14 protein-coding genes are annotated in these 19831 nt (G+C 64.3%); 12 read left to right on the top strand and 2 right to left on the bottom strand.

Going from position 1 to position 19831, the window contains the following annotated elements; all coding sequences use genetic code 11:
• Positions 1-138: 138 nt before the first annotated feature.
• The 9 genes from VSX79_RS04350 to VSX79_RS04310 all read left to right on the top strand — a co-directional run bounded on the left by VSX79_RS04350 (position 139) and on the right by VSX79_RS04310 (position 9777).
• The gene (locus tag VSX79_RS04350) at positions 139-1503 is read left to right on the top strand and encodes an MFS transporter (RefSeq protein WP_326914541.1); all 1365 of its coding nucleotides are present in this window, start codon (positions 139-141) and stop codon (positions 1501-1503) included.
• 22 nt (positions 1504-1525) lie between these two features.
• Positions 1526-2608, top strand: a complete 1083-nt coding sequence (locus tag VSX79_RS04345; protein WP_326914540.1) for an ABC transporter ATP-binding protein — start codon at positions 1526-1528, stop codon at positions 2606-2608.
• A 117-nt stretch (positions 2609-2725) separates the two neighbouring features.
• A complete protein-coding gene (locus VSX79_RS04340) occupies positions 2726-3766 on the top strand; it encodes a LacI family DNA-binding transcriptional regulator (protein ID WP_179499078.1) in 1041 nt (346 codons plus the stop codon).
• A 22-nt stretch (positions 3767-3788) separates the two neighbouring features.
• The gene (locus VSX79_RS04335; RefSeq protein ID WP_326914539.1) at positions 3789-5057 is read left to right on the top strand and encodes an extracellular solute-binding protein; all 1269 of its coding nucleotides are present in this window, start codon (positions 3789-3791) and stop codon (positions 5055-5057) included.
• The gene (locus VSX79_RS04330) at positions 5054-5980 is read left to right on the top strand and encodes a carbohydrate ABC transporter permease (protein ID WP_326914538.1); all 927 of its coding nucleotides are present in this window, start codon (positions 5054-5056) and stop codon (positions 5978-5980) included. Before VSX79_RS04335 ends, VSX79_RS04330 begins: the two co-directional genes overlap by 4 nt.
• Positions 5977-6792, top strand: coding sequence for a carbohydrate ABC transporter permease (locus VSX79_RS04325; protein WP_179499074.1), 816 nt, complete (start codon positions 5977-5979; stop codon positions 6790-6792). The genes VSX79_RS04330 and VSX79_RS04325 overlap by 4 nt, the downstream gene beginning before the upstream one ends.
• A 23-nt stretch (positions 6793-6815) precedes the next feature.
• Positions 6816-7571 carry a carboxylesterase family protein gene (locus VSX79_RS04320; protein ID WP_326914537.1) on the top strand — a complete coding sequence of 252 codons (756 nt, stop codon included), beginning with the start codon at positions 6816-6818 and terminating at the stop codon, positions 7569-7571.
• Positions 7568-8914, top strand: coding sequence for a GH1 family beta-glucosidase (locus VSX79_RS04315; RefSeq protein ID WP_326914536.1), 1347 nt, complete (start codon positions 7568-7570; stop codon positions 8912-8914). Before VSX79_RS04320 ends, VSX79_RS04315 begins: the two co-directional genes overlap by 4 nt.
• Positions 8911-9777, top strand: a complete 867-nt coding sequence (locus VSX79_RS04310) for an endonuclease/exonuclease/phosphatase family protein (RefSeq protein WP_326914535.1) — start codon at positions 8911-8913, stop codon at positions 9775-9777. The genes VSX79_RS04315 and VSX79_RS04310 overlap by 4 nt, the downstream gene beginning before the upstream one ends.
• A 29-nt stretch (positions 9778-9806) precedes the next feature.
• Here VSX79_RS04310 and VSX79_RS04305 read toward each other — a convergent pair whose 3' ends face one another.
• Both VSX79_RS04305 and VSX79_RS04300 read right to left on the bottom strand, forming a co-directional pair.
• The gene (locus VSX79_RS04305) at positions 9807-11303 is read right to left on the bottom strand and encodes a glucoamylase family protein (RefSeq protein ID WP_326914534.1); all 1497 of its coding nucleotides are present in this window, start codon (positions 11301-11303) and stop codon (positions 9807-9809) included.
• A gap of 70 nt (positions 11304-11373) precedes the next feature.
• Positions 11374-14436, bottom strand: coding sequence for a TonB-dependent receptor (locus VSX79_RS04300; protein WP_326914533.1), 3063 nt, complete (start codon positions 14434-14436; stop codon positions 11374-11376).
• A gap of 248 nt (positions 14437-14684) precedes the next feature.
• Between VSX79_RS04300 and bglX the strand changes: the two genes are divergently transcribed.
• Genes bglX through VSX79_RS04285 form a run of 3 tightly spaced genes read left to right on the top strand, consistent with a single transcriptional unit; the run spans position 14685 to position 19830 of the window.
• Entirely contained in the window at positions 14685-16997 is a 2313-nt protein-coding gene (gene bglX, locus VSX79_RS04295) for a beta-glucosidase BglX (RefSeq protein ID WP_326914532.1), read from the top strand.
• Positions 16998-16999: 2 nt separating this feature from the next.
• A complete protein-coding gene (locus tag VSX79_RS04290; RefSeq protein ID WP_179499060.1) occupies positions 17000-18559 on the top strand; it encodes a sulfatase family protein in 1560 nt (519 codons plus the stop codon).
• A 41-nt stretch (positions 18560-18600) separates the two neighbouring features.
• Positions 18601-19830 carry an MFS transporter gene (locus tag VSX79_RS04285; RefSeq protein ID WP_326914531.1) on the top strand — a complete coding sequence of 410 codons (1230 nt, stop codon included), beginning with the start codon at positions 18601-18603 and terminating at the stop codon, positions 19828-19830.
• Position 19831: the final 1 nt, after the last annotated feature.

Raw genomic sequence — 19831 nt, 5'->3', positions numbered from 1 at the left:
TTATTTCGCGCGATTCGGGAGCGAGCCCGGTGCGCCTTGAGGGCGCGCGTCATCGGCACCGATGTAACCGGTTGCATTGCCTCCGACGCCCCGTTAGACCCGCCGCATAACATAGTTCCGGCGAAGAGGATATTGCGAATGAACCTGCCCAGCGAGGCGAGCGTCCAAAGTGGCGGCCGGTCGAATGCCATGGCGGCCTTCGCCGCGGTAACCGTGCTGTTTTTCGCCTGGGGCTTCATCACGTCGCTGATCGACCCGCTCGTCGCCGCGGTGAAGGGTATCTTCACACTGAGCGATGCCGAGGCGCAGCTTTCGGCATCGGCCTTTTTCATCGCCTACGGCCTGATGTCCTTCCCGGCAGCGGCGCTGATCGCCCGCTTTCACTCGGTACCGTCGATCCTGACCGCGTTGTCGACGATGGTCGTCGGCTGCCTCGTCATGCTCGCCGCGGCGAATCTCGCCGTCTATCCGCTCGTGCTCGCGGGCCTCTTCATCCTCGCAAGCGGGATCACCATCCTGCAGGTCGCGGCCAATCCGCTCGCCGCAGCGCTCGGCGACCCGAAACGCAGCCATTTCCGCCTGACATTCAGCCAGACCTTCAACAGTTTCGGCACCTTCCTCGGCCCGCTGATCGGCGCGCACCTCTTCCTCGAAGGCGTCGAGGTCAAGGAGGGCATGGTGGTGACCGAGGCGGTGCGAGCGCAGGCGCTTGGCGGGATCGACGCCGCCTATTTCTGGATCTGCGGGCTGATCATCGCGTTGCTTTTCTTCTTCTGGTTCAGCCGGCGGATCGTCAACGAAGCTGTGCCACCCGCGCCGATCGGCCAGCGTGCCGGGATGGGGGAACTGATCCGCGAAGCCTTTTCGTCACGCTGGGCGCTGCTCGGCGGTTTCGCGATCTTCCTGTACGTCGGCGCCGAAGTGGCGATCGGGACGCAGATGGCGCTGTTCCTCAACAGCGATGCAATCTGGGGACAGTCGGACGCAGCCTTCGGTACCTTCGGCTGGATCATGGGCAGCGACGGCGTCCCCGGCGTTTCGTTGCAAGAGGCCGGAAAGGCGGTCGCGCTTTACTGGGGCGGCGCGATGGTCGGCCGCGCGATCGGATCGGTGCTGCTCGCGCGCTTCTCCGCATCGAAGCTGCTCTCCATCTTCACAGCCGTCGCGGCGCTGCTCTGCCTTTATATCGTGTCCGTCGGCGGCGTAAGCGCAGGCTTCGTCGCGCTGTCGATCGGACTGTTCAATTCGATCATGTTTCCTGTGATCTTCACGCTGACGCTCGAACGTTCGACCGCGCGCGCCGAAGCCACATCGGGGCTGCTCTGCACCGCGATCGTCGGCGGTGCGGCGATCCCCTATCTTGTCGGGCAATTGTCCGATGCGGTCGGCTACGCCGCTGCACTGGCCCTGCCGGCCGCCTGCTACGTCGCGCTATGCCTGTTCGCGATCGCCGCGGGACGCGCGCCGGCGCGGCAGGCGAGCGCAGGCGTGACGGTTCACTGAGGTCCCTGGAACGCCGCGAAACATGGCTCGACTGTCGATCGAGGGCGCGCGCAAGAGCTTCGGGGCGACCGAGGTCCTGAAAGGCGTGTCGATCGACGTCGCCGACGGCGAATTCACCGTGATCGTCGGCCCGTCGGGATGCGGCAAATCGACGCTGCTGCGTGTCGTGGCGGGACTGGAGGATCTGACGGACGGCCGCATCGTCATCGGCGACCGCGACGTCACCGACCTTGCACCCTCGGAGCGCGGCATCGCGATGGTGTTCCAATCCTATGCGCTCTACCCGCACCTCAGCGTCTATGAGAATATGGCGTTCGGGCTGAAAATCGCGAAGACGGACAAATCCGCGATCGATGCCGCGGTGCGCCGCGCGGCGGCGATACTGAATATCGAGGGCCTGCTCGACCGCAAGCCGGCGGCACTGTCGGGCGGGCAGCGGCAGCGCGTGGCAATCGGCCGCGCGATCGTGCGCCAGCCGCAAATTTTCCTGTTCGACGAGCCGCTGTCGAACCTCGACGCCGATCTGCGCGTGCGGATGCGTTACGAATTTGCCGAGCTGCACCGCCAGCTCGGCACGACGACGCTCTATGTGACGCACGACCAGGTCGAAGCGATGACGCTTGCCGACCGGATCGTCGTGCTGCGCGACGGGCGGATCGAACAGGCAGGGACACCGCGCGAACTTTACGCGCGGCCGGCGAATATCTTCGTCGCGCAGTTTCTCGGCACGCCGCGGATGAATATCCTGGCTGCAACCATGGCGGAGGGCGGCCGGGCGACGCTGGCCGACGGGCGGAGCATCGCCCTGCCCTCGCTCGAAGCAGCGCCTGCGACCGGGACGCCGCTGTCGATCGGGATCCGGCCCGAGGATATCGCGATCGGCGATGCTCCGGACGCGCTGCCTTTCACCATCCGTTTTATCGAACGGCTCGGCGGGCTCGCGACGCTGCATCTGGGCGCGCATGCGGACGATGAAGCCATTGCGTGCCAGCTACGCGACGACGGCCGCCTCGATGAGGGAGACGCGGTCGCCGCCGTGCTTCCGGCCGACCGGCTGCACCTGTTTGACGCCGCCGGCCAAGCCTTGGGAAAGGCCGGGAAATGACCTTGCCTTTCGCCCGTGTAACCGGTTACGCTGTGAATGTTTCCGCACCCGGCGAACCTGGAAGAACCGAGTCGCACAAGCGGCCCGCTGCCAATTGAGGGAAAGGGGGCCAGCGGCATGGCAACATTGAGGGATGTCGCCCGCGAAGCGGGGGTTTCGGTGGCGACGGCATCGCGAGCCATCAACGGGCTCGGCAATGTCACCGCGCCGACACGCGCCGCAGTGATGGCGGCGGTCAAGAAGTTGAATTTCGTGCCCCATAGCGGCGCGCGCAGCCTGACCCGGCGCAAGACCGACACCGTCGGGGTCATCCTGCCCGACCTGTTCGGCGAATTCTTCTCCGAAATCATTCGCGGCATCGACCTGGTCGCGCATGAATCGGGGATGCACCTCCTGCTCGGTAACATGCACGGCAGCACGCACGAGACGGCGGCGGCGATCGCCGCGATGCGCGGCCGCGTCGATGGGCTGCTCGTCATGCCGCCCGACCTGAAGCCCGAATTGCTGTCGGACTATCTCGACCCGGCACTGCCTACGGTGCTGCTCAATTATGACGCGGGATCGCTCGACCTGCCATTTGTGGCGGTCGACAATTATCGCGGCGCCTATGCAATGACCGAAGCCTTGCTGACAGGCGGAGCGCGGCAGGTCGTCCATATCGCCGGACCCAAGCACAACCGCGACGCGCGCGACCGCCAGCGCGGCTTCGCCGATGCGATGGCGAAAATCGCCGGGGAACGTAGTCCGGTGATCCTGCCCGGCGACTTCTCGGAAGAAAGCGGCGAGAAGGCCGCGCGGCTATTCGTCGAGGGGCAGCTCCCGGCCGACGCGGTCTTTGCCGCGAACGACCAGATGGCGGTCGGGCTGATCGCCGAACTGGCGCGTGCGGGCGTGTCGGTGCCCGGCGACGTCATGGTCGCGGGTTTCGACGATATTCCGCTCGCGCGGCACCTGAGCCCCGGCCTGACGACGATGCAGGTCAATATCGACCGGCTGGGCTCGACGGGCATGATGATGCTGCTCCGCCTGCTGCGCGGCGACGCGCTCGGCGCGGCGAGCGCGACAATCCTCACCCCCAGTCTCATCGCGCGCGGCACCACCGCGAACGCGCCCGGAACCGAGAAAGCGACCGCCGGGGCGGGAGCCTCGCCGCCATGAGCACGCCGGCGCGCCCTTGCCGATGCAGCTGACGCGCCGCCATTTGACCGGCGCGCTCGCCGCGCTGCCTCTCGCCCCCCTGCTAAGCGGCTGCGGCGCGCGCGGGCGCGATACGCTGACCGTCTGGGCGATGGGGAACGAAGCGGCGAGCCTGCCCGCGCTGGTCCGGGGTATCGACTGGCCCGCGACCGCGCCGCCGATCGCGATCCAGCCGCTGCCCTGGACCGCCGCGCACGAAAAATTGCTGACGGGCTTTGCCGGGGATTCGCTGCCCGCCGTCGGGCAGGTCGGCAACAGCTGGATCGCCGAGCTCGCCGCGATCGGCGCGCTCGCGCCGGTTCCCGCGCACGCGATGCGCCTCCTCGGCGACCAGTTCGGCGCGGTGGTCGATACCAACCGGATCGCGGGCAAGACGTGGGGTATTCCATGGTATGTCGACACGCGGCTGCAATTTTATCGCAAGGATCTGTTCGCGCGCGCGGGATATGCCGCGCCGCCGTCCGGCTGGGCCGAGTGGAAAGCCGCGCTCCACAAGGTGAAAAAACAGGCCGGCGACGGCAATTTCGCGCTGCTCTATCCGCTCAACGAATATGAGCAGTTGACGACGCTCGCGCTGTCGGCGGGCGCGCGGCTGCTGCGCGACGACGGTGGACGCGGTGCCTTTTCGGACCCCGAGTTCAAGGCGGCGCTCGCCTTCTATAAATCGCTGTTCGACGAAGGGCTGGCGCCGCGGGTATCGATGGCGCAGATTTCGAATGTCTGGGCCGAATTCGCGCGCGGCTATTTCAGCCTCTTCCTCTCCGGCCCCTGGACGATCGGCGATATGAAGAGCCGTCTCGCCCCCGAATTGCAGGACGCGTGGGAGACCGCCGCCAACCCCGGCCCCGACGGCGTCGGCTCTGCGGCGCCCGGCGGGTCGAGCCTCGTCGTTTTCGCAAGCAGCGCGCATGGCGAGGCGGCGTGGGATCTGGTATCGCGCCTGATGGCCCCCGGCGCACAGCTTGCGCTCCACGAGGCGACGGGAGATCTGCCCGCGCGGCGCTCGGTGTGGACTGCGGCAGGGCTGATACGCGACCCGGCGGTCGAACCCTTCCGCACGCAGCTCGACCGCGCGACCGCGCTGCCGAAGGTCCCCGAATGGGAGCGCATCGTCACCGAGATGCAGATCGTCGCCGAACGCATGGTGCGCGGGCAGTTCAGCGTCGACGAGGCGGCGAAGGAGATCGACGTGCGCGCCGATCGGCTGCTCGAAAAGCGGCGCTGGATGCTGGACAGGGGGCGGACTTTGTGAGCGCGCAGTCGCGAGCCAGTGAACGCGCGAGCGCGGTCGGCCGGGCGAGCGAGGCACGCGCGGGCTGGGCGATGTCGATTCCGGCGCTCGCGGCGATCCTGCTTTTCTTCGTCCTGCCGGCGATCGCGTCGCTGTTCCTGAGCTTCACCGATTTCGACATCTACGCGCTCGCCGACATCGGCAACCTGCGCTTCGTCGGGCTCCAGAATTACGAAAGATTGCTCGATAACCCGCTATTCTGGAAGGCGATGACGAACACATTGCTGTTCGTTGCGGTCGGCACGCCTTTCATCGTCGCGCTGTCGCTGTTCGCCGCGATGATTGTCAATTCGCGCTGGCTGAAATGGCGGCCGCTGTGGCGCGTCGCGCTGTTCGCGCCCTATGTGACGACGCTCGTCGCGACCGCCGTCGTGTGGCGCTACCTGCTCCACACGCGTTACGGCCTGCTCAACTATCTGCTCTCCTTCTTCGGCGTGCCGCCGGTCGACTGGCTTGGCAGCCCCACCGCCTCGCTGCCCGCGATCCTGCTCTTCGTCGCGTGGAAGACCTTTGGCTATAATATGATCATCTTCCTCGCCGCGCTGCAGACCGTGCCGCGCGAACTCGACGAGGCGGCGCGGATCGATGGCGCGGGGTGGTTGACGCGGCTGCGCCACGTCACCCTGCCCGCGATCGCGCCGACCGTGCTGCTCGTATCGGTGCTGACCGTCGCGGGCATGTTCCAGCTGTTTGCCGAACCCTATGTGATGACGCAGGGCGGCCCCGCCCAGTCGACCGTCACGATCCTCTATTTCATGTATGAGGAAGGGTTCAAATGGTGGAACCTCGGCTCGGGCGCGGCGGTCGCCTTCCTGCTCTTTCTCTGCATTCTTGCCGTGACGCTGGTGCAGCTGCGGCTTGCGAAACGGAGCGGCGCGATATGAGCCTGCGTCGCTGGTCCGTCACGCTTCTCGCCGCGCTGGTCGCGCTGGTCACAATCGCGCCGCTGATCTGGATGGTGTCGGTCAGCTTCATGGCGCGCGGCGAGGCGGCGCAATTCCCGCCGCCGCTGTGGCCCGCGAGCCCGACACTCGAAAACTACCACCTGCTGTTCGGCACCTTCGGCGTCGGGCGCTTCCTGCTCAACAGCATCCTCATCTCGACGCTCGCGACAGGGCTGGCGCTGCTTTTCACCATCCCGGCGGGCTACGCCTTTGCCAAGCTGCGCTTCGCGGGACGCGACGCGATCTTCCGTTTGCTCGTCGCGGCGCTCGTCGTGCCGGGACAGATCGGGATGCTGCCGCTGTTCCTCGAGCTCAAGGCCATGGGCCTCGTCAACAGCTATGCCGGCGCGCTGGTGCCATGGCTCGCGGGCATTTTCGGCATCTTCCTCGTGCGCCAATATTGCCTGTCGATCCCCGACGAGATGCTCGAGGCGGCGCGCATCGACGGCGCGAGCGAAGGACAGATCCTCCGCCGCATCGTCCTGCCGATCCTGACCCCGATCATCGTCACACTGGCGCTCTATGTGTTCCTGTCGAGCTGGAACGATTTCATGTGGCCGCTGATCATTCTCGCCGACCAGGATCTCTACACCTTGCCCGTCGCGCTCGCCGCGAACAGCCGCCAGAATGTGCAGGATTACGAGATCATGATGGCCGGCGCGGTCGTCACCACCCTCCCCGTCCTCATCCTCTTCCTCGCGCTCCAACGCTATTATCTGAGCGGGCTGCTGACCGGGAGTGTCAAGGGATGACCCGTTCAACCAAGGAACCGAATATGAGATATTGGACCGCGGCGCTGCTGGGCCTTGCGCTCGCCACTTCCCCCGCTGCCGCCTGGACGAAAGCCCCTCCGGTCGTCGAAGGCCAGACACCCCGGCAGCCGGTCGCATCCGGCAATTATCCGTACCAGCTGTTCGTGCCCCAGGGCTATCTGACCGACAAGGCGAACCACTATCCCCTGCTGATCTTTCTCCACGGCTCGGGCGAGCGCGGCGACGATGTCGCTAAGGTGAAGGTGCACGGTCCGCCAAAGATCGCCGACCGCGATGCCACCTTCCCTTTCCTCACCGTCTCGCCGCTGCTCGGCACCGATCAGGACTGGGATATCGAAAAGCTCGACGCGCTCGTCGACCATGTAACCAAGACCTATCGCGTCGATCCGGCGCGGATCTATCTCACCGGCCTCAGCCGCGGCGGCCATGCGAGCTGGCGCTGGGCGATCGCCGAGCCCAAGCGGTTCGCCGCGGTCGCCGCGGTCGCTGGGCGCGGAAATCCCGGAGAGGCGTGCCGCCTGATGGACCTGCCGGTCTGGGCGTTCCATGGTGACCGCGACGATGTCGTCATGCCCGAAGGCAGCTTCGCCATGGCGCGCGCAATCCGCGCCTGCGGCGGCCGCAAGGTCCGCCTCACCATCTATCCCGACCTCGGCCACAATGCCTGGGATCCCACCTATGACGACCCAGCGCTCTATGCCTGGTTGCTCGAACAGAAACTTCCCTCCCCGACTTATGCCGACAAGGACAAGAAATGACGCAGACCGTTTTCCCCGACGATTTCCTGTGGGGCGCCGCGACCGCCGCCTATCAGATCGAGGGATCGCCGCTCGCCGATGGCGCGGGCGCGAGCATCTGGCAGCGCTTCAGCCACGATCCGCGGCTGATGGCGGCGAAGGGCGACACCGGTGACGTTGCCTGCGATCACTATAACCGCATGCCCGCCGACGTCGCACTGATGAAGGAATTGGGGTTGAAGGCCTATCGCTTCAGCGTCAATTGGGGCCGCGTGCTGCCCGAGGGGATCGGGCGCGTCAACGAACCGGGGCTCGGCTTTTACGAGCGGCTCGTCGACGAACTGCTCAAGCACGATATCGAACCGCTGCTGACGCTCCACCATTGGGACCTGCCCGCGGCACTCGACGACAAGGGCGGCTGGCTGAACCGCGACAGCGCCGACTGGTTCGCCGAATATGGATCGGTCATGTACCGCCGCCTCGACGGCCGCGTAAAGAAATGGGTGACGCTGAACGAGCCGTGGGTGATCACCGACGGCGGCTATCTCCACGGCGCGCTTGCCCCCGGGCACCGCAACCTGTTCGAAACGCCGATCGCGAGCCACAATCTGATGCGCGCGCACGGCCGCGCGGTGCAGGCCTATCGCAGCGAAGGCGCACACGAGATCGGCCTCGTCGTCAATATCGAGCCCAAATATCCAGCGAGCGACAGCGCCGAGGATCTGGCCGCCACTGCACGCGCGCACGCCTATATGAACCGCCAATATCTCGACCCCGCGCTGAAAGGCAGATACCCCGACGAACTTGCCGAAGTGTTCGGCGAAGCTTGGCCCGAATGGCCCGCCGAGGATCTCCGGGACATCTGCCAGCCGGTCGATTTCATCGGCATCAATTATTACACGCGCAACGTCGTGAAGGCCGATCCGCACCAGTGGCCGGTCGGCGCGTCGCCGGTGCGGCAGAATGCGACGCACACGACGACCGACTGGGAGGTCTACCCACCCGCGCTCACCGACATGCTGATCTGGTTCCGCGACACCTATGGCGACATCCCGGTCTATATCACCGAAAATGGCGCCGCTTTCTATGACCCGCCAAAGGCCGGACCCGACGGGGTCGACGATCCGCTGCGCTGCGACTACCTCCGCACGCATATCTCGGCGATCGGCGACGCGATCAAAAAGGGCGTCGACGTGCGCGGCTATATGGCGTGGTCGCTGCTCGACAATCTCGAATGGTCTCTGGGCTTCTCGAAGCGCTTCGGCATCGTCCATGTCGATTACGAGACGCAGGCCCGCATCCCCAAACGAAGCGCGCGTTTCTACAGCAGCGTGATCGCCGCCAACGGAGGAAATCTCGGATGATCAGCAAAACCCTGTTCCTCGCGGCGGCGCTGCTCGCGCTGCCGGCGGCGGCGAAAGAACGCGCCGACCATTATGAGGCGATGACCTATAATATCCGGCTCGATGTCGCGTCGGACGGCGACAATGGCTGGCCGCACCGGCGCACGGCGCTGACCGCGCTCGTCGCCTATCGGGCGCCCGATCTCGTCGGGATGCAGGAGGTGCTGCAACACCAGAAGCAGGCGGTCGAGGCCGATCTGCCCGCCTATCAATTCGTCGGCGTCGCGCGCGATGATGGCAAGGATAAAGGCGAATATTCGATGCTGGGTTTCCGCCGCGACCGCTTTACGCTGGCCGGATCGGGGACCTTCTGGCTATCGCCGACGCCCGAGGTGCCGAGCAAGGGCTGGGACGCCGCGCTGCCGCGGATCGCGACATGGGCACGGCTGCACGACCGGACGGCGAAGCGCACATTGCTCGTCGTGAACACCCATTTCGACCATATCGGGGAGGTCGCGCGGCAGGAAAGCGCCCGGCAGATACGCCGCTGGATCGACGCTGAGCGCAAACCCGGCGAAAGCGCCATATTGATGGGCGATTTCAACAGCCCCGCGACGAGCACCCCTTATGCCGCGATTGTAGAACCCGGCAACGGCGCGCTGCGCGACAGCCGCACGATCAGCCGCACGCCGCACTACGGCCCGCTCGGTACCTTCACCGGCTTCGACATCGCGCGGATGGACGCGAGCCCGATCGATCATATCTTCGTCAGCAACGATGTGACGGTGCTGCGCCACGCGACGCTGACCGATCAGACGGGCGGCAAGCTGCCGTCGGATCATTATCCGGTGGTCGCAGATTTGTGTATCGGAAAGGGCTGTTAATCTGTTCTCCGGCGAAAGCCGGGGAACATTTATTTCGCCTCGTCCAGCCAGCCGCCGGTAAAGCCGATGCGCTTCAAGCCGCGCTGGATATGCGGATTCTTTCGCATCACCTTCCAGACGAGGCCGCTGCGATGATTTTCCATCATCGCGAGGATCGGTCCCTGGTCGATTCCGAGATAATCATTCGCAACCCAGCCCTGCACGGGATCGACCTCGCCCGATTTCGAGCCCGCGTCGGCAAAGGTGAAGCTGGGATTGAACGCATCCTTGAAACCGTAGCGCGTATAGAGCCTGGGCCCATATTGCGCGCGCATCGCCATCAGCGCGGGGATCGTCACCTCGGGCGCGAAGGCGACCGAGCCGCCCGCTGCGGTGGGGACGATCGTGCCGTCGTCGACGACGCGGATCGCGCTGACACCGCGCGCCATATAGCCGTTGAAATTCCGCGGCGCGCCGCCCACACGATATAGCCCCTCCGAATAGCCGGGGCCGTCCGACGCGGTCCAGCCCCAGATGTCGGCGTTATAGCCCGCCCATTTATTCGGATTGTCGGAGCCATAGGCACGCTGCGCCAGCGTCGCACGGCGGCTGTTCTCGAAATAATCGATGCCCTTCCCCCGCATGAATTCGTCGTGGATCCCGCGGAAATCGACCCAGACATGGCTGTACTGGTGCCCGAACAGCGGTTCGAACTGGAGGTGCTGTTGTCCGTAATAACTGCCCCAGTCCTTTTCGAGATCGACCGCCCAACCCTTGTCCCACGCATCCTTGCCGACGGGATGCGTCGGCGATCCGAACGCGAGGATATAGACGAGCATCCCTTCATTGTAGCCGACCCAGTCGTGGGTCCCGAAATCGCCGCCCTCGCCGCGTTCGGGATACCAACCCATCGCGATCGCCTTGCGCCCGCCGCCGTTGGCTGACGGGATCTTGCTGTTCTCGCGCTGGACGAAGGTCCAGTCGACCCGGCCGTAGATTTTTTCGGCAAGGTCGCGGATCTCGCCCTCGACGGGCGTATCGCGGTCGTAATAGCTCTGCGCGAAGAGGATACCGCCAAGCAACAGCGACGTATCGACGGTCGAAAGCTCGGTCTTGCCCCGCCGCGTTCCATCTTCATTGTTCAGGAAATGATAGAAAAAGCCCTTGTGGCCGGTCGTTCCGGTCACGGCGGCCCCCTGCGGCGCGGTCCAGTAGAAGCGCAGGCAGTCGCGCGTACGCTCCGCCGCCGCGGCGCGCGTCACATAGCCACGCTCGGCGCCGATGCCATAAGCGGTGAGCGCAAAGCCCGTCGCGGCGATCGAGGAGAAGGGGTTGCTCGGCCAGCGGTCGGGCGCGAGGCAGCGCTGCGTGTCGGTCGTATCCCAGAAATAGCGAAAGGTGCGTTCGGTCAGCTCTTCCGAAAAGGCCGCCTCGCTCAGCGGTGCCATCGTCGACGCGGGGGTGACAGCGGAAGGTGCCGCGCCGGGGGTGCAGGCGGTGGCCAGCGCGATGAGGGGCAGGAACAGGGCCACGCTGCGGAACGACATCAAATACTCCAAAAATTTGAGGCGCCCGGCCCGCGGGAGGGGGGTGCGGGCCGGACGCCTGATCAGCCGGTCAGAAAGAGAAACCGGCCGAAAGCTTGATCGTTCGCGGCGGCCCGTCAAGCCCCATGTCGTTGGGGTTGCGCAGCCCGGTAATCGCGTCGAAGCCGCTGAAATTGCGGTCGTTGAACAGGTTGATGATATCGAGGCGGAAACGCAGCCGCGCTTCGTCGCTGACAAAGGCGATCGGGACATATTTGGTGATCGAAAGGTCCATCTGCCGATAGCCCCAGCGGTCGCCATTGCCCTCCGTCTCGGTCGAGATCGCTTCGCGCGATGGCGGCGTGCCTCCCGTGCCCGGCGTGTTCAGGATCGCGCCGAGATATTTGGGCGATGCGATCTGGAACTTGCCCGACACGGTGAAACCCATCGGGATATCCACCGTTCCCGCCATCACCAGACGATGTTTGCGCACACCCGTCGCCGTGATGAAGCCATAATCGTCGATATTCGGGAAATCGAGGCTGAAGACCTCACCAAACTGCCGGTTTTCCTTGGCATCGGTGTAGGTGTATGTTGCGTCGAAGCTCCACGGCGAGGCCTGGGTATAACGCTTGGTCAGCTTGAGATAGGCGGTATGCGCCTTTGTTTCGAGCCCGTTGTCGCCGAGGATGATCGAACCGAAAGGTGACGGCGGCGAACCGAACGGTGAGTCCGGATTGCCCGTCGGCGGGAAGAAGCTGCCGTCGGGCCGCCGGTTGCCGAGCAGATAGACGAAACCGTCCTTGCTCTTCACATAGCTATAGCCGACTTCGGCATCGAGCAGGTTGAAGCGCCCGCGCACACCGAGGCTGAACTGGTCCGAATAGGGCACCTTGAGGTCGTTCTTGATGAAGCGCAATTCGCGCCCCGCGCCCGGCGGCAGGCCCGCGATCAGATCCGCGCGTCCTTCGGGCGTCAGATAGACGGGATCCCATGCGATACAGGTCGGGCTGGGATCGCAGACATTGGTCGTATCGCCCGGATTGTTGAAGTTGAAAACGCGGTTGGCGAACAGCCCCTGGCGAAGTTCCTGCTGGATGAAATCGAACTGCGTCCGGTCATAGGAACGGCCGTAGCCGCCGAAAACAGCAAAGCGCCCTTCTTCGTCGAGTTCATAAGTGAAGCCGATACGCGGCTGCCACGCGCCCTTGAACGCCTTTCGCTCGGAGCCGGTCGAGATATAATCGTTGATGTCGTAATCGGCGTTCAGCAAGTTGGTATAGGGCGGCGTCACCGTCCCGTCGGGCGCGGTGTAGGAGGCTTGACCGCTCACGAAGGCAGCAATCGCTGGGTCGTGGACATAGTCAAGAAAGGCCGGGGTCCGTTCATAATCCCAGCGTAGGCCGATGTTTACCGTCAGCCGGTCGGTTACCTCCCAATCGTCCTGCGCATAGAGACCGAGTTGGAAATTGTTCGACCGGATGTTCGGATCCCCGTCGGTCACGGGCGCGCTGAACTGCATGCGATAGGGAATGGTATCGTTGAAATCGACGCCCGCCGGATAGAGCGCGTTGTAGAAGAAAACTGGGTTGACCCCGCCCTGCTCGTTGGTGTTGAGCTTGACCCATTTCGCCTTCACGCCGACCTTGAACGTGTGGCTTTCAAGACCAGTGAAGGTGAAGTCGTTTGAAACCTGCCAGCCCTTCTGCCCCTTGTCCTGAAAATTGCTGCCCGCACCGATACGCAGAATGTCACCGCGCTGTGTCGTGCCTGGGACGGTGCCCGGCACCGTAGCATTGAAGACGCTGACATTGCCGAATTCGGCCGGGCGCGGTCCCCAGCTCACATCTTCATAAGCGACCTTGAAATCATTGACCCAAGTGTCCGCCGTATGCTCCCAGCGGGCGAGGCCACGCCATTCCTCGACCCTCGCGAGCGTCCGTGTGTCGAAGGCAGCGAGCCCGTTGTTGATCTGCACACCCGTTTCGTCACGATATTTACCCGAAAATTCGAACAGATCGCTCGACGTCGGGGTGAAGTTGAGTTTGCCGAAATAGAGATTCTCGTCGAACGTCTCGCTCGCCGAACCGAATGCGCCCTGATATTCGGTCGGGAAGAAATCGGGCGACAGGTTGAGGCCCGGAGTGATCGTGCGCGGTTCGGTCCGCCGCTTGCCTTCATAGGTCACGAAGAAATGGAGGACGTCCTTCACGATCGGACCGCCCAGCGCGCCACCGAACTGAATGTCGCGCGTCTTGATCTTGGGAATATAAGTGGGATAATTTTCGGAGGGCGTGCGGTCGCGCAGATCCTGGTTGGTGAAGTCGATGAAGCCTTCGCCATGGAATTCGTTGGTGCCGGATTTAGTCACCGCGGTGATCGCGACCGAACTCACCTGATCATATTCGGCCTTATAGTTCGAGCCGATGACCCGATATTCACCGATCGCGAGCTGCGGAAACGGGTTGCCCTGCGTCGAATCCTGTCCGGTAATGCCGTTCTTCAGGACATAGTCCTTCTGTCCCACGCCATCGATGAAGATATTGACCGAATTGCTGCCTTGCGCACCGCCCTGAAGGCGCGACTGACCACTGGCGTTGGTGATGAACTGAACGCCCGGTGCGAGGTCGGCAAAGGCGAGGAAGTTGCGGTTGTTTTGCGGGAGTTGCTCGATCAGCCGCTGCGAGATGTTGATACCGACCTCGCCCCCCTCCATCGAACGGATACGGCTGCCCGTCACGATGATCGCATCGTCGCCTCCCTCGGCTATGTCGGGTTGCGAGAAGTCGAAATCGAGCACCGCATTCTGCGCGACGTTGAGCGTGAACTCATCGGTCTGACGCTTGCCCTGCGGTGTCGTCAATTCGAGGCGATAGGTGCCGACCGGCAATGAGGCGAAGCTGTAGCCCCCGTTTGCATTGACCGTCGAAGTGCGCGTCAGGCCGGTATTGACGTTGATCGCGGTGACTTCGGACACCCCACCTTCGGCTTTTACGGTGCCGCGCAGCGACGCGCCGGACACCTGCGCCTGCGCCGGGGTCGCGACGGCCACGGCGAGCGCCGCGCCGGCGCTGCTCCAGGCGAGCGCGGCGGCGAACCGGCGCGCGCGCGACCGGCGTGCGGTCATGGTCTGAAATTCATGCGAAAGCTTCACGGCATCCTCCCTTTTTGTGCCCCGACATTTCCCGTACCCGCCTTGCCTGCCGACCGGCCTTGCCGCCGGTGCAGCAACGAGTCGCGGGAAACCACGTCGTTGTTTTTTTGATTTGTAACCGGTTTCACGATCACTGTATAGGGGGAAGCGACACAGGTGGATGCGATCGGGGGCCAGCCGGTTTCCGGCCGAAATTCGGCCAATCCGCGTGACAATGTATAAACAGACCCGACTGGGAAGGACGAATCATGCCGCCGAAAACGCGCAACCTCACATGCCTGACGCTGGCCACTTTGTTGGTGACCGCGCCGCTTGCCCCCGCTCCGCTGTTCGCGCAGCTCGCGCCCGCCGCAGAGACGTCGGCGAATGCGGCAGCGTGGACGCGCGCCGATCCGAAAATGGACCGGTTCATCGCCGATCTGATCGCGAAAATGACGCTCGACGAGAAGATCGGGCAATTGTCGTTGCTGACCAGCGACTGGGATTCGACCGGCCCGACGATGCGGGACGGCTATCAAGACGACATCCGAAAGGGGCGGATCGGGTCGATCTTCAACGCCTTCACCGCCAAATATACGCGCGACCTGCAACGCCTGGCGGTCGAGGAAACGCGGCTCAAGATCCCGCTGCTCTTCGGCTATGACGTGATCCACGGCCACCGCACCATCTTTCCGATCTCGCTCGGCGAATCGGCGAGCTGGGACTTGAACGCCATTGAAAAAGCTGCGCGAATCTCCGCGACCGAAGCCTCCGCCGAGGGGATTCACTGGACCTTCGCGCCGATGGTCGACGTCGCGCGCGACCCGCGCTGGGGCCGGATGTCCGAAGGGGCGGGCGAAGATGTCTATCTGGGTAGCAAGATCGCGGCGGCGCGGGTGCGCGGCTTTCAGGGCGACGATTTGAAGCGCGTCGATACCGTGCTGGCGACGGCGAAGCATTTTGCCGCCTATGGCGCCGCGCAGGCGGGCCGCGATTATCATACGGTCGATATTTCGGAGCGTACGCTGCGCGACGTCTATCTGCCGCCGTTCAAGGCCGCCGCCGACGCGGGCGCCGCGACATTCATGACGGCGTTCAACGAATATGACGGCGTGCCCGCATCGGGCAGCCATTATCTTCTGACCGACGTGCTACGCGATAAATGGGGTTTCAAGGGCTTCGTCGTAACCGATTACACGTCGATCAACGAAATGGTCGCGCATGGCTATTCGAAAGACCTCAAGCAGGCGGGAGAGCAGGCGATCAACGCCGGGGTCGATATGGACCTGCAGGGCGCGGTGTTCATGGACCATCTCGCGAAATCGGTCGCCGAGGGCAAGGTCGATGTGAACCGCGTCGACGCGGCGGTGAAGGCGATCCTCGAGATGAAATACCGGCTCGGCCTGTTCGAGGACCCGTATCGCTATTCGGACGAAGCGCGGGAAAAGGCGACCGTCTATCGCCCCGACTTCCTCGAAGCCGCGCGCGACGTCGCGCGCAAGTCGATCGTCCTCCTCAAGAACCAGGACAATGCCCTGCCCCTCGCCGTCTCGGCAAAGTCGATTGCGCTGATCGGCCCGCTCGGCAACAGCAAGGAGGATATGATCGGCAGCTGGTCCGCCGCGGGCGACCGCAAGACGCGGCCGGTTACGCTGCTCGAAGGGCTGCAGGCGCGCGCGCCGAAGGGAACGACGGTCGCCTACGCCAAGGGTGCGGGCTACCAGTTCGCCGATGCGGGCAAGAGCGATGGATTTGCCGAGGCGATCGCGCTGGCGCAGAAATCCGACGTGATCATCGCCGCGATGGGCGAGCATTGGAACATGACCGGCGAGGCGGCAAGCCGCACCTCGCTCGGCCTGCCGGGCAACCAGCAGGCCTTGCTTCAGGAACTCAAGAAAACCGGCAAGCCGATCATCCTCGTTTTGATGAGCGGGCGCCCGAACAGCATCGAATGGGCCGACGCCAATGTCGACGCGATCCTCGAGGCCTGGTACCCGGGCACGATGGGAGGCCACGCAATCTCCGATGTCCTGTTCGGGGATTATAACCCGTCGGGCAAATTGCCCGTCACCTTCCCGCGCAACGTCGGTCAGGTGCCGATCCATTACGACATGAAGAATACCGGACGGCCGATCAATCCGGCGGACCCGAATGCCAAATATGTCTCCCGCTACCTCGATACGCCGAACACCCCGCTCTATCCGTTCGGATATGGGCTGAGTTACACCAGCTTCACCTATTCGCCGGTGACGCTCGACCGGGCGAATATCCGCCCCGGCGATAAGTTGACGGCGAGCGTCACCGTCACCAACAGCGGCACGCGCGACGGCGAGGAAGTGGTGCAGCTTTATGTCCGCGACCTCGTCGGGTCGGTGACGCGGCCGGTCAAGCAACTCAAAGGTTTCGAAAAGATCAGCCTCAAGAAGGGTGAAAAGCGGACGGTCCGCTTCACGCTGACCGACGCCGATCTCGCCTTTACGAGGGCGGACATGAGCTGGGGCAGCGAGCCCGGCCAATTCAAGCTGTGGATCGGGCCGTCGTCCGCCGAGGGGGCCGAAGCCATGTTCGAGCTGACCGATTGACGATGCGGTCTCGCCTTCCGGTCGCGCTCGCCCTGCCGCTCGCTTTCGCTGCCGCGGCGGGGGCGCAGCCGGCCGCGCGCCCGAACATCGTCTACATCATGTCGGACGATCACGCCTATCAGGCGATTTCGGCCTATGGATCGCCGTTGTCGAAGCTTGCGCCGACGCCCAACATCGACCGCATTGCAAAGAATGGTGCGATGTTCACGCAAAGCTTCGTGGGCAACTCGCTCTGCGGCCCCAGCCGCGCGACGCTGCTTACCGGGCGCCAGAGCCACGCGCATGGCTTTACCCAGAACGGCCAGCGCTTCGAGAATAATGTCTGGGTCTGGCCCCGCGCGCTGAGCCAGGCGGGCTATGCGACCGCGATGTTCGGCAAATGGCATATCAACCATTCGCCCGAAGGCATCGGCTTCGACGACTGGAAAGTGCTCGACGATCAGGGCGAATATTATAATCCCGATATCATCACGCCCAAGGGGCGCAGCGTGGTCGAGGGCTATGCGACCGACCTCATCACCCGGTACAGCCTCGACTGGCTGAAGAACGGCCGTGACAAGTCCAAGCCGTTCGCGATCCTGATCCACCACAAGGCGCCGCATCGCAATTTCATGCCCGCGCTGCGCCATGTGCAAAAATATCAGGGCGTGACCTTTCCCGTGCCCGACAATTATTTCGACGAATATCGCGGCCGCATTGCTGCCGGCACGCAGGAAATGAACATCTATCGCGATATGTATGAGGGCCACGACCTCAAGATGACGGTCGCGAAGGGGTCCGCGCAGCTGCGCTACAATCGCTGGCCGGGCGCATTCGACCGCATGACGCACGCGCAGCAGGCCGAGTGGGACGCGCTTATGCAGGCCGACAACGACCGGCTCAACGCTACGCCGCTCTCGGGCCGCGACCTCGCGCTGTGGAAATACCAACGTTACATGCAGCAGTATCTGGGGACGATCGCGGCAGTCGACGAAGGCGTCGGCGCGGTGCTCGACTATCTGGAGGAAAGCGGCCTCGATCGGAATACGATCGTCGTCTACACCTCCGATCAGGGCTTTTACCTCGGCGAGCACGGTTGGTTCGACAAGCGATTCATCTATGAAGAATCGATGCGCACACCCTTCCTGATCCAGTATCCGGGGCATATTCGCCCGGGCACGCGCATCGCTGCACCGATCCAGAATATCGACTATGCGCCGACCTTCCTCGACTATGCCGGGGTCAAGGGCCCGGCGACGATCCAGGGCCGCTCGATGACGCCGCTGCTCACGGGTCGGACGCCGCGCGACTGGCGCAAGGACCTCTATTATCATTATTATGAGTTCCCCGGATTTCACTCGGTTCGCGCGCATTATGGTGTGCGCGGCGAGCGCTACAAGCTGGTCCGCTTCTATGGCGACGGACTCGACGCGTGGGAGTTTTACGACCTCAAGACCGATCCGCGCGAGATGGATAACCGGATCGCAGACCCCGCGATGAAGGCGCCGATCGCGCGCATGAAGCGGCGGCTGGTCGAGCTGCGCCGCGAATATGAAGATACGAGCGGCCCCGCCATTCGCTGACCGGGTTGCGGCGATCGCCGGGCGGCGTTAGGCGGACTGGTGTGAGCCCTGAACCGCCATCTGCGTTCGCGCCCTTCCGCTACCCGGCGTTCCGCGCGATCTGGATCGCCAACCTGGCGTCGAACATGGGGTCGATGATCCAGTCGGTCGCGGCGGCGTGGCTGATGACCGAACTCACCGAATCGCATCTGCTCATCGCGCTGGTGCAGGCGGGTGCCACGATTCCGATCATGCTGCTCGGTATTTTTGCCGGTGCGATCGCCGACAATTTCGACCGGCGGCGCGTGATGCTGGCGGCGCAGACCGGAATGCTGATCGTCTCGGCAGCGCTGACGCTGACGACCTATATGGATGCCATCACGCCGCTGACGCTGCTTTTCTTCACACTCGCGGTCGGGTGCGGCACTGCGCTCAACGGGCCGGCGTGGCAGGCGTCGGTGCGCCTCCAGGTGGGGCCGAAGGATTTGCCGCAGGCGATCGCGCTCAACACCATCGCCTTCAACCTGGCCCGCAGCGTCGGCCCGGCACTCGGCGGGATATTGATCTCGATCGTCGGCACAGCCGCCGCGTTCGGACTCAATGCGATGAGCTATGTCGCGCTGATTGTCGTGCTGCTGCGCTGGCATCCCGAAACCGTGCCGCCGCGCCGGACGCCGATGTTGACCGCGATCGCCGCGGGCATCCGCTTCTGCACCCATTCGGATCCGGTACGCCGCGTCCTTATTCGTGGTTTCGCCTTTGGCGTCGGCGCGGCGGGGTTTCAGGCGCTGCTCCCTTCGCTCGTCCGCGACCGGCTGCACGGGACCGAAATCGTCTATGGCCTGTGCCTTGCCGCCTTCGGCGCCGGATCGATCTTTGCCGCGCTGTGGATCGGGCGGGCGCGCCGCCGCTGGGGCAGCGACCGCGTCGTGACCGCCGCGTCGCTGATCTTTGCCGCCGCGATGCTGCCGGTCGCGCTGACGGCCAGCCTTCCCGCCCTGATGATCGCCGCCTTCGTCGCCGGCGGCGCCTGGGTGTCGACGCTGACGACGCTGAATGTCGCGATGCAATTGCGATCGCCCGAGGAGATCCTCGGCCGCTGCCTGTCGATCTACCAGGCGGTGACCTTTGGCGCGATGGCGCTCGGTGCCTATACGCTCGGACTGGTCGCCGACCTCAGCAGCTTGCCCGCGGCGATCCTCGGTTCGGCCGGCTGGCTTCTGCTATCCGCGCTCGTGCTGCGTTTCGTGGCGCCGATGCCGCGCCGCGACGAGGGCCGTATCCTGCCCTGAA

Source organism: Sphingopyxis chilensis (assembly GCF_035930445.1).
Lineage (GTDB): Bacteria > Pseudomonadota > Alphaproteobacteria > Sphingomonadales > Sphingomonadaceae > Sphingopyxis > Sphingopyxis chilensis.
Note: the sequence above shows the minus strand (reverse complement) of the source record. Positions and strands in the feature narration are given on the sequence as shown.

Excerpts from the sequence above, each read along its gene's own strand:
- VSX79_RS04350 (WP_326914541.1), top strand. The coding sequence starts at position 139 with ATGAACCTGCCCAGCGAGGCGAGCGTCCAAAGTGGCGGCCGGTCGAAT.
- VSX79_RS04345 (WP_326914540.1), top strand. The coding sequence starts at position 1,526 with ATGGCTCGACTGTCGATCGAGGGCGCGCGCAAGAGCTTCGGGGCGACC.
- VSX79_RS04340 (WP_179499078.1), top strand. The coding sequence starts at position 2,726 with ATGGCAACATTGAGGGATGTCGCCCGCGAAGCGGGGGTTTCGGTGGCG.
- VSX79_RS04335 (WP_326914539.1), top strand. The coding sequence starts at position 3,789 with ATGCAGCTGACGCGCCGCCATTTGACCGGCGCGCTCGCCGCGCTGCCT.
- VSX79_RS04325 (WP_179499074.1), top strand. The coding sequence starts at position 5,977 with ATGAGCCTGCGTCGCTGGTCCGTCACGCTTCTCGCCGCGCTGGTCGCG.
- VSX79_RS04320 (WP_326914537.1), top strand. The coding sequence starts at position 6,816 with ATGAGATATTGGACCGCGGCGCTGCTGGGCCTTGCGCTCGCCACTTCC.
- VSX79_RS04315 (WP_326914536.1), top strand. The coding sequence starts at position 7,568 with ATGACGCAGACCGTTTTCCCCGACGATTTCCTGTGGGGCGCCGCGACC.
- VSX79_RS04310 (WP_326914535.1), top strand. The coding sequence starts at position 8,911 with ATGATCAGCAAAACCCTGTTCCTCGCGGCGGCGCTGCTCGCGCTGCCG.
- VSX79_RS04305 (WP_326914534.1), bottom strand. The coding sequence starts at position 11,303 with ATGTCGTTCCGCAGCGTGGCCCTGTTCCTGCCCCTCATCGCGCTGGCC.
- bglX (WP_326914532.1), top strand. The coding sequence starts at position 14,685 with ATGCCGCCGAAAACGCGCAACCTCACATGCCTGACGCTGGCCACTTTG.
- VSX79_RS04290 (WP_179499060.1), top strand. The coding sequence starts at position 17,000 with ATGCGGTCTCGCCTTCCGGTCGCGCTCGCCCTGCCGCTCGCTTTCGCT.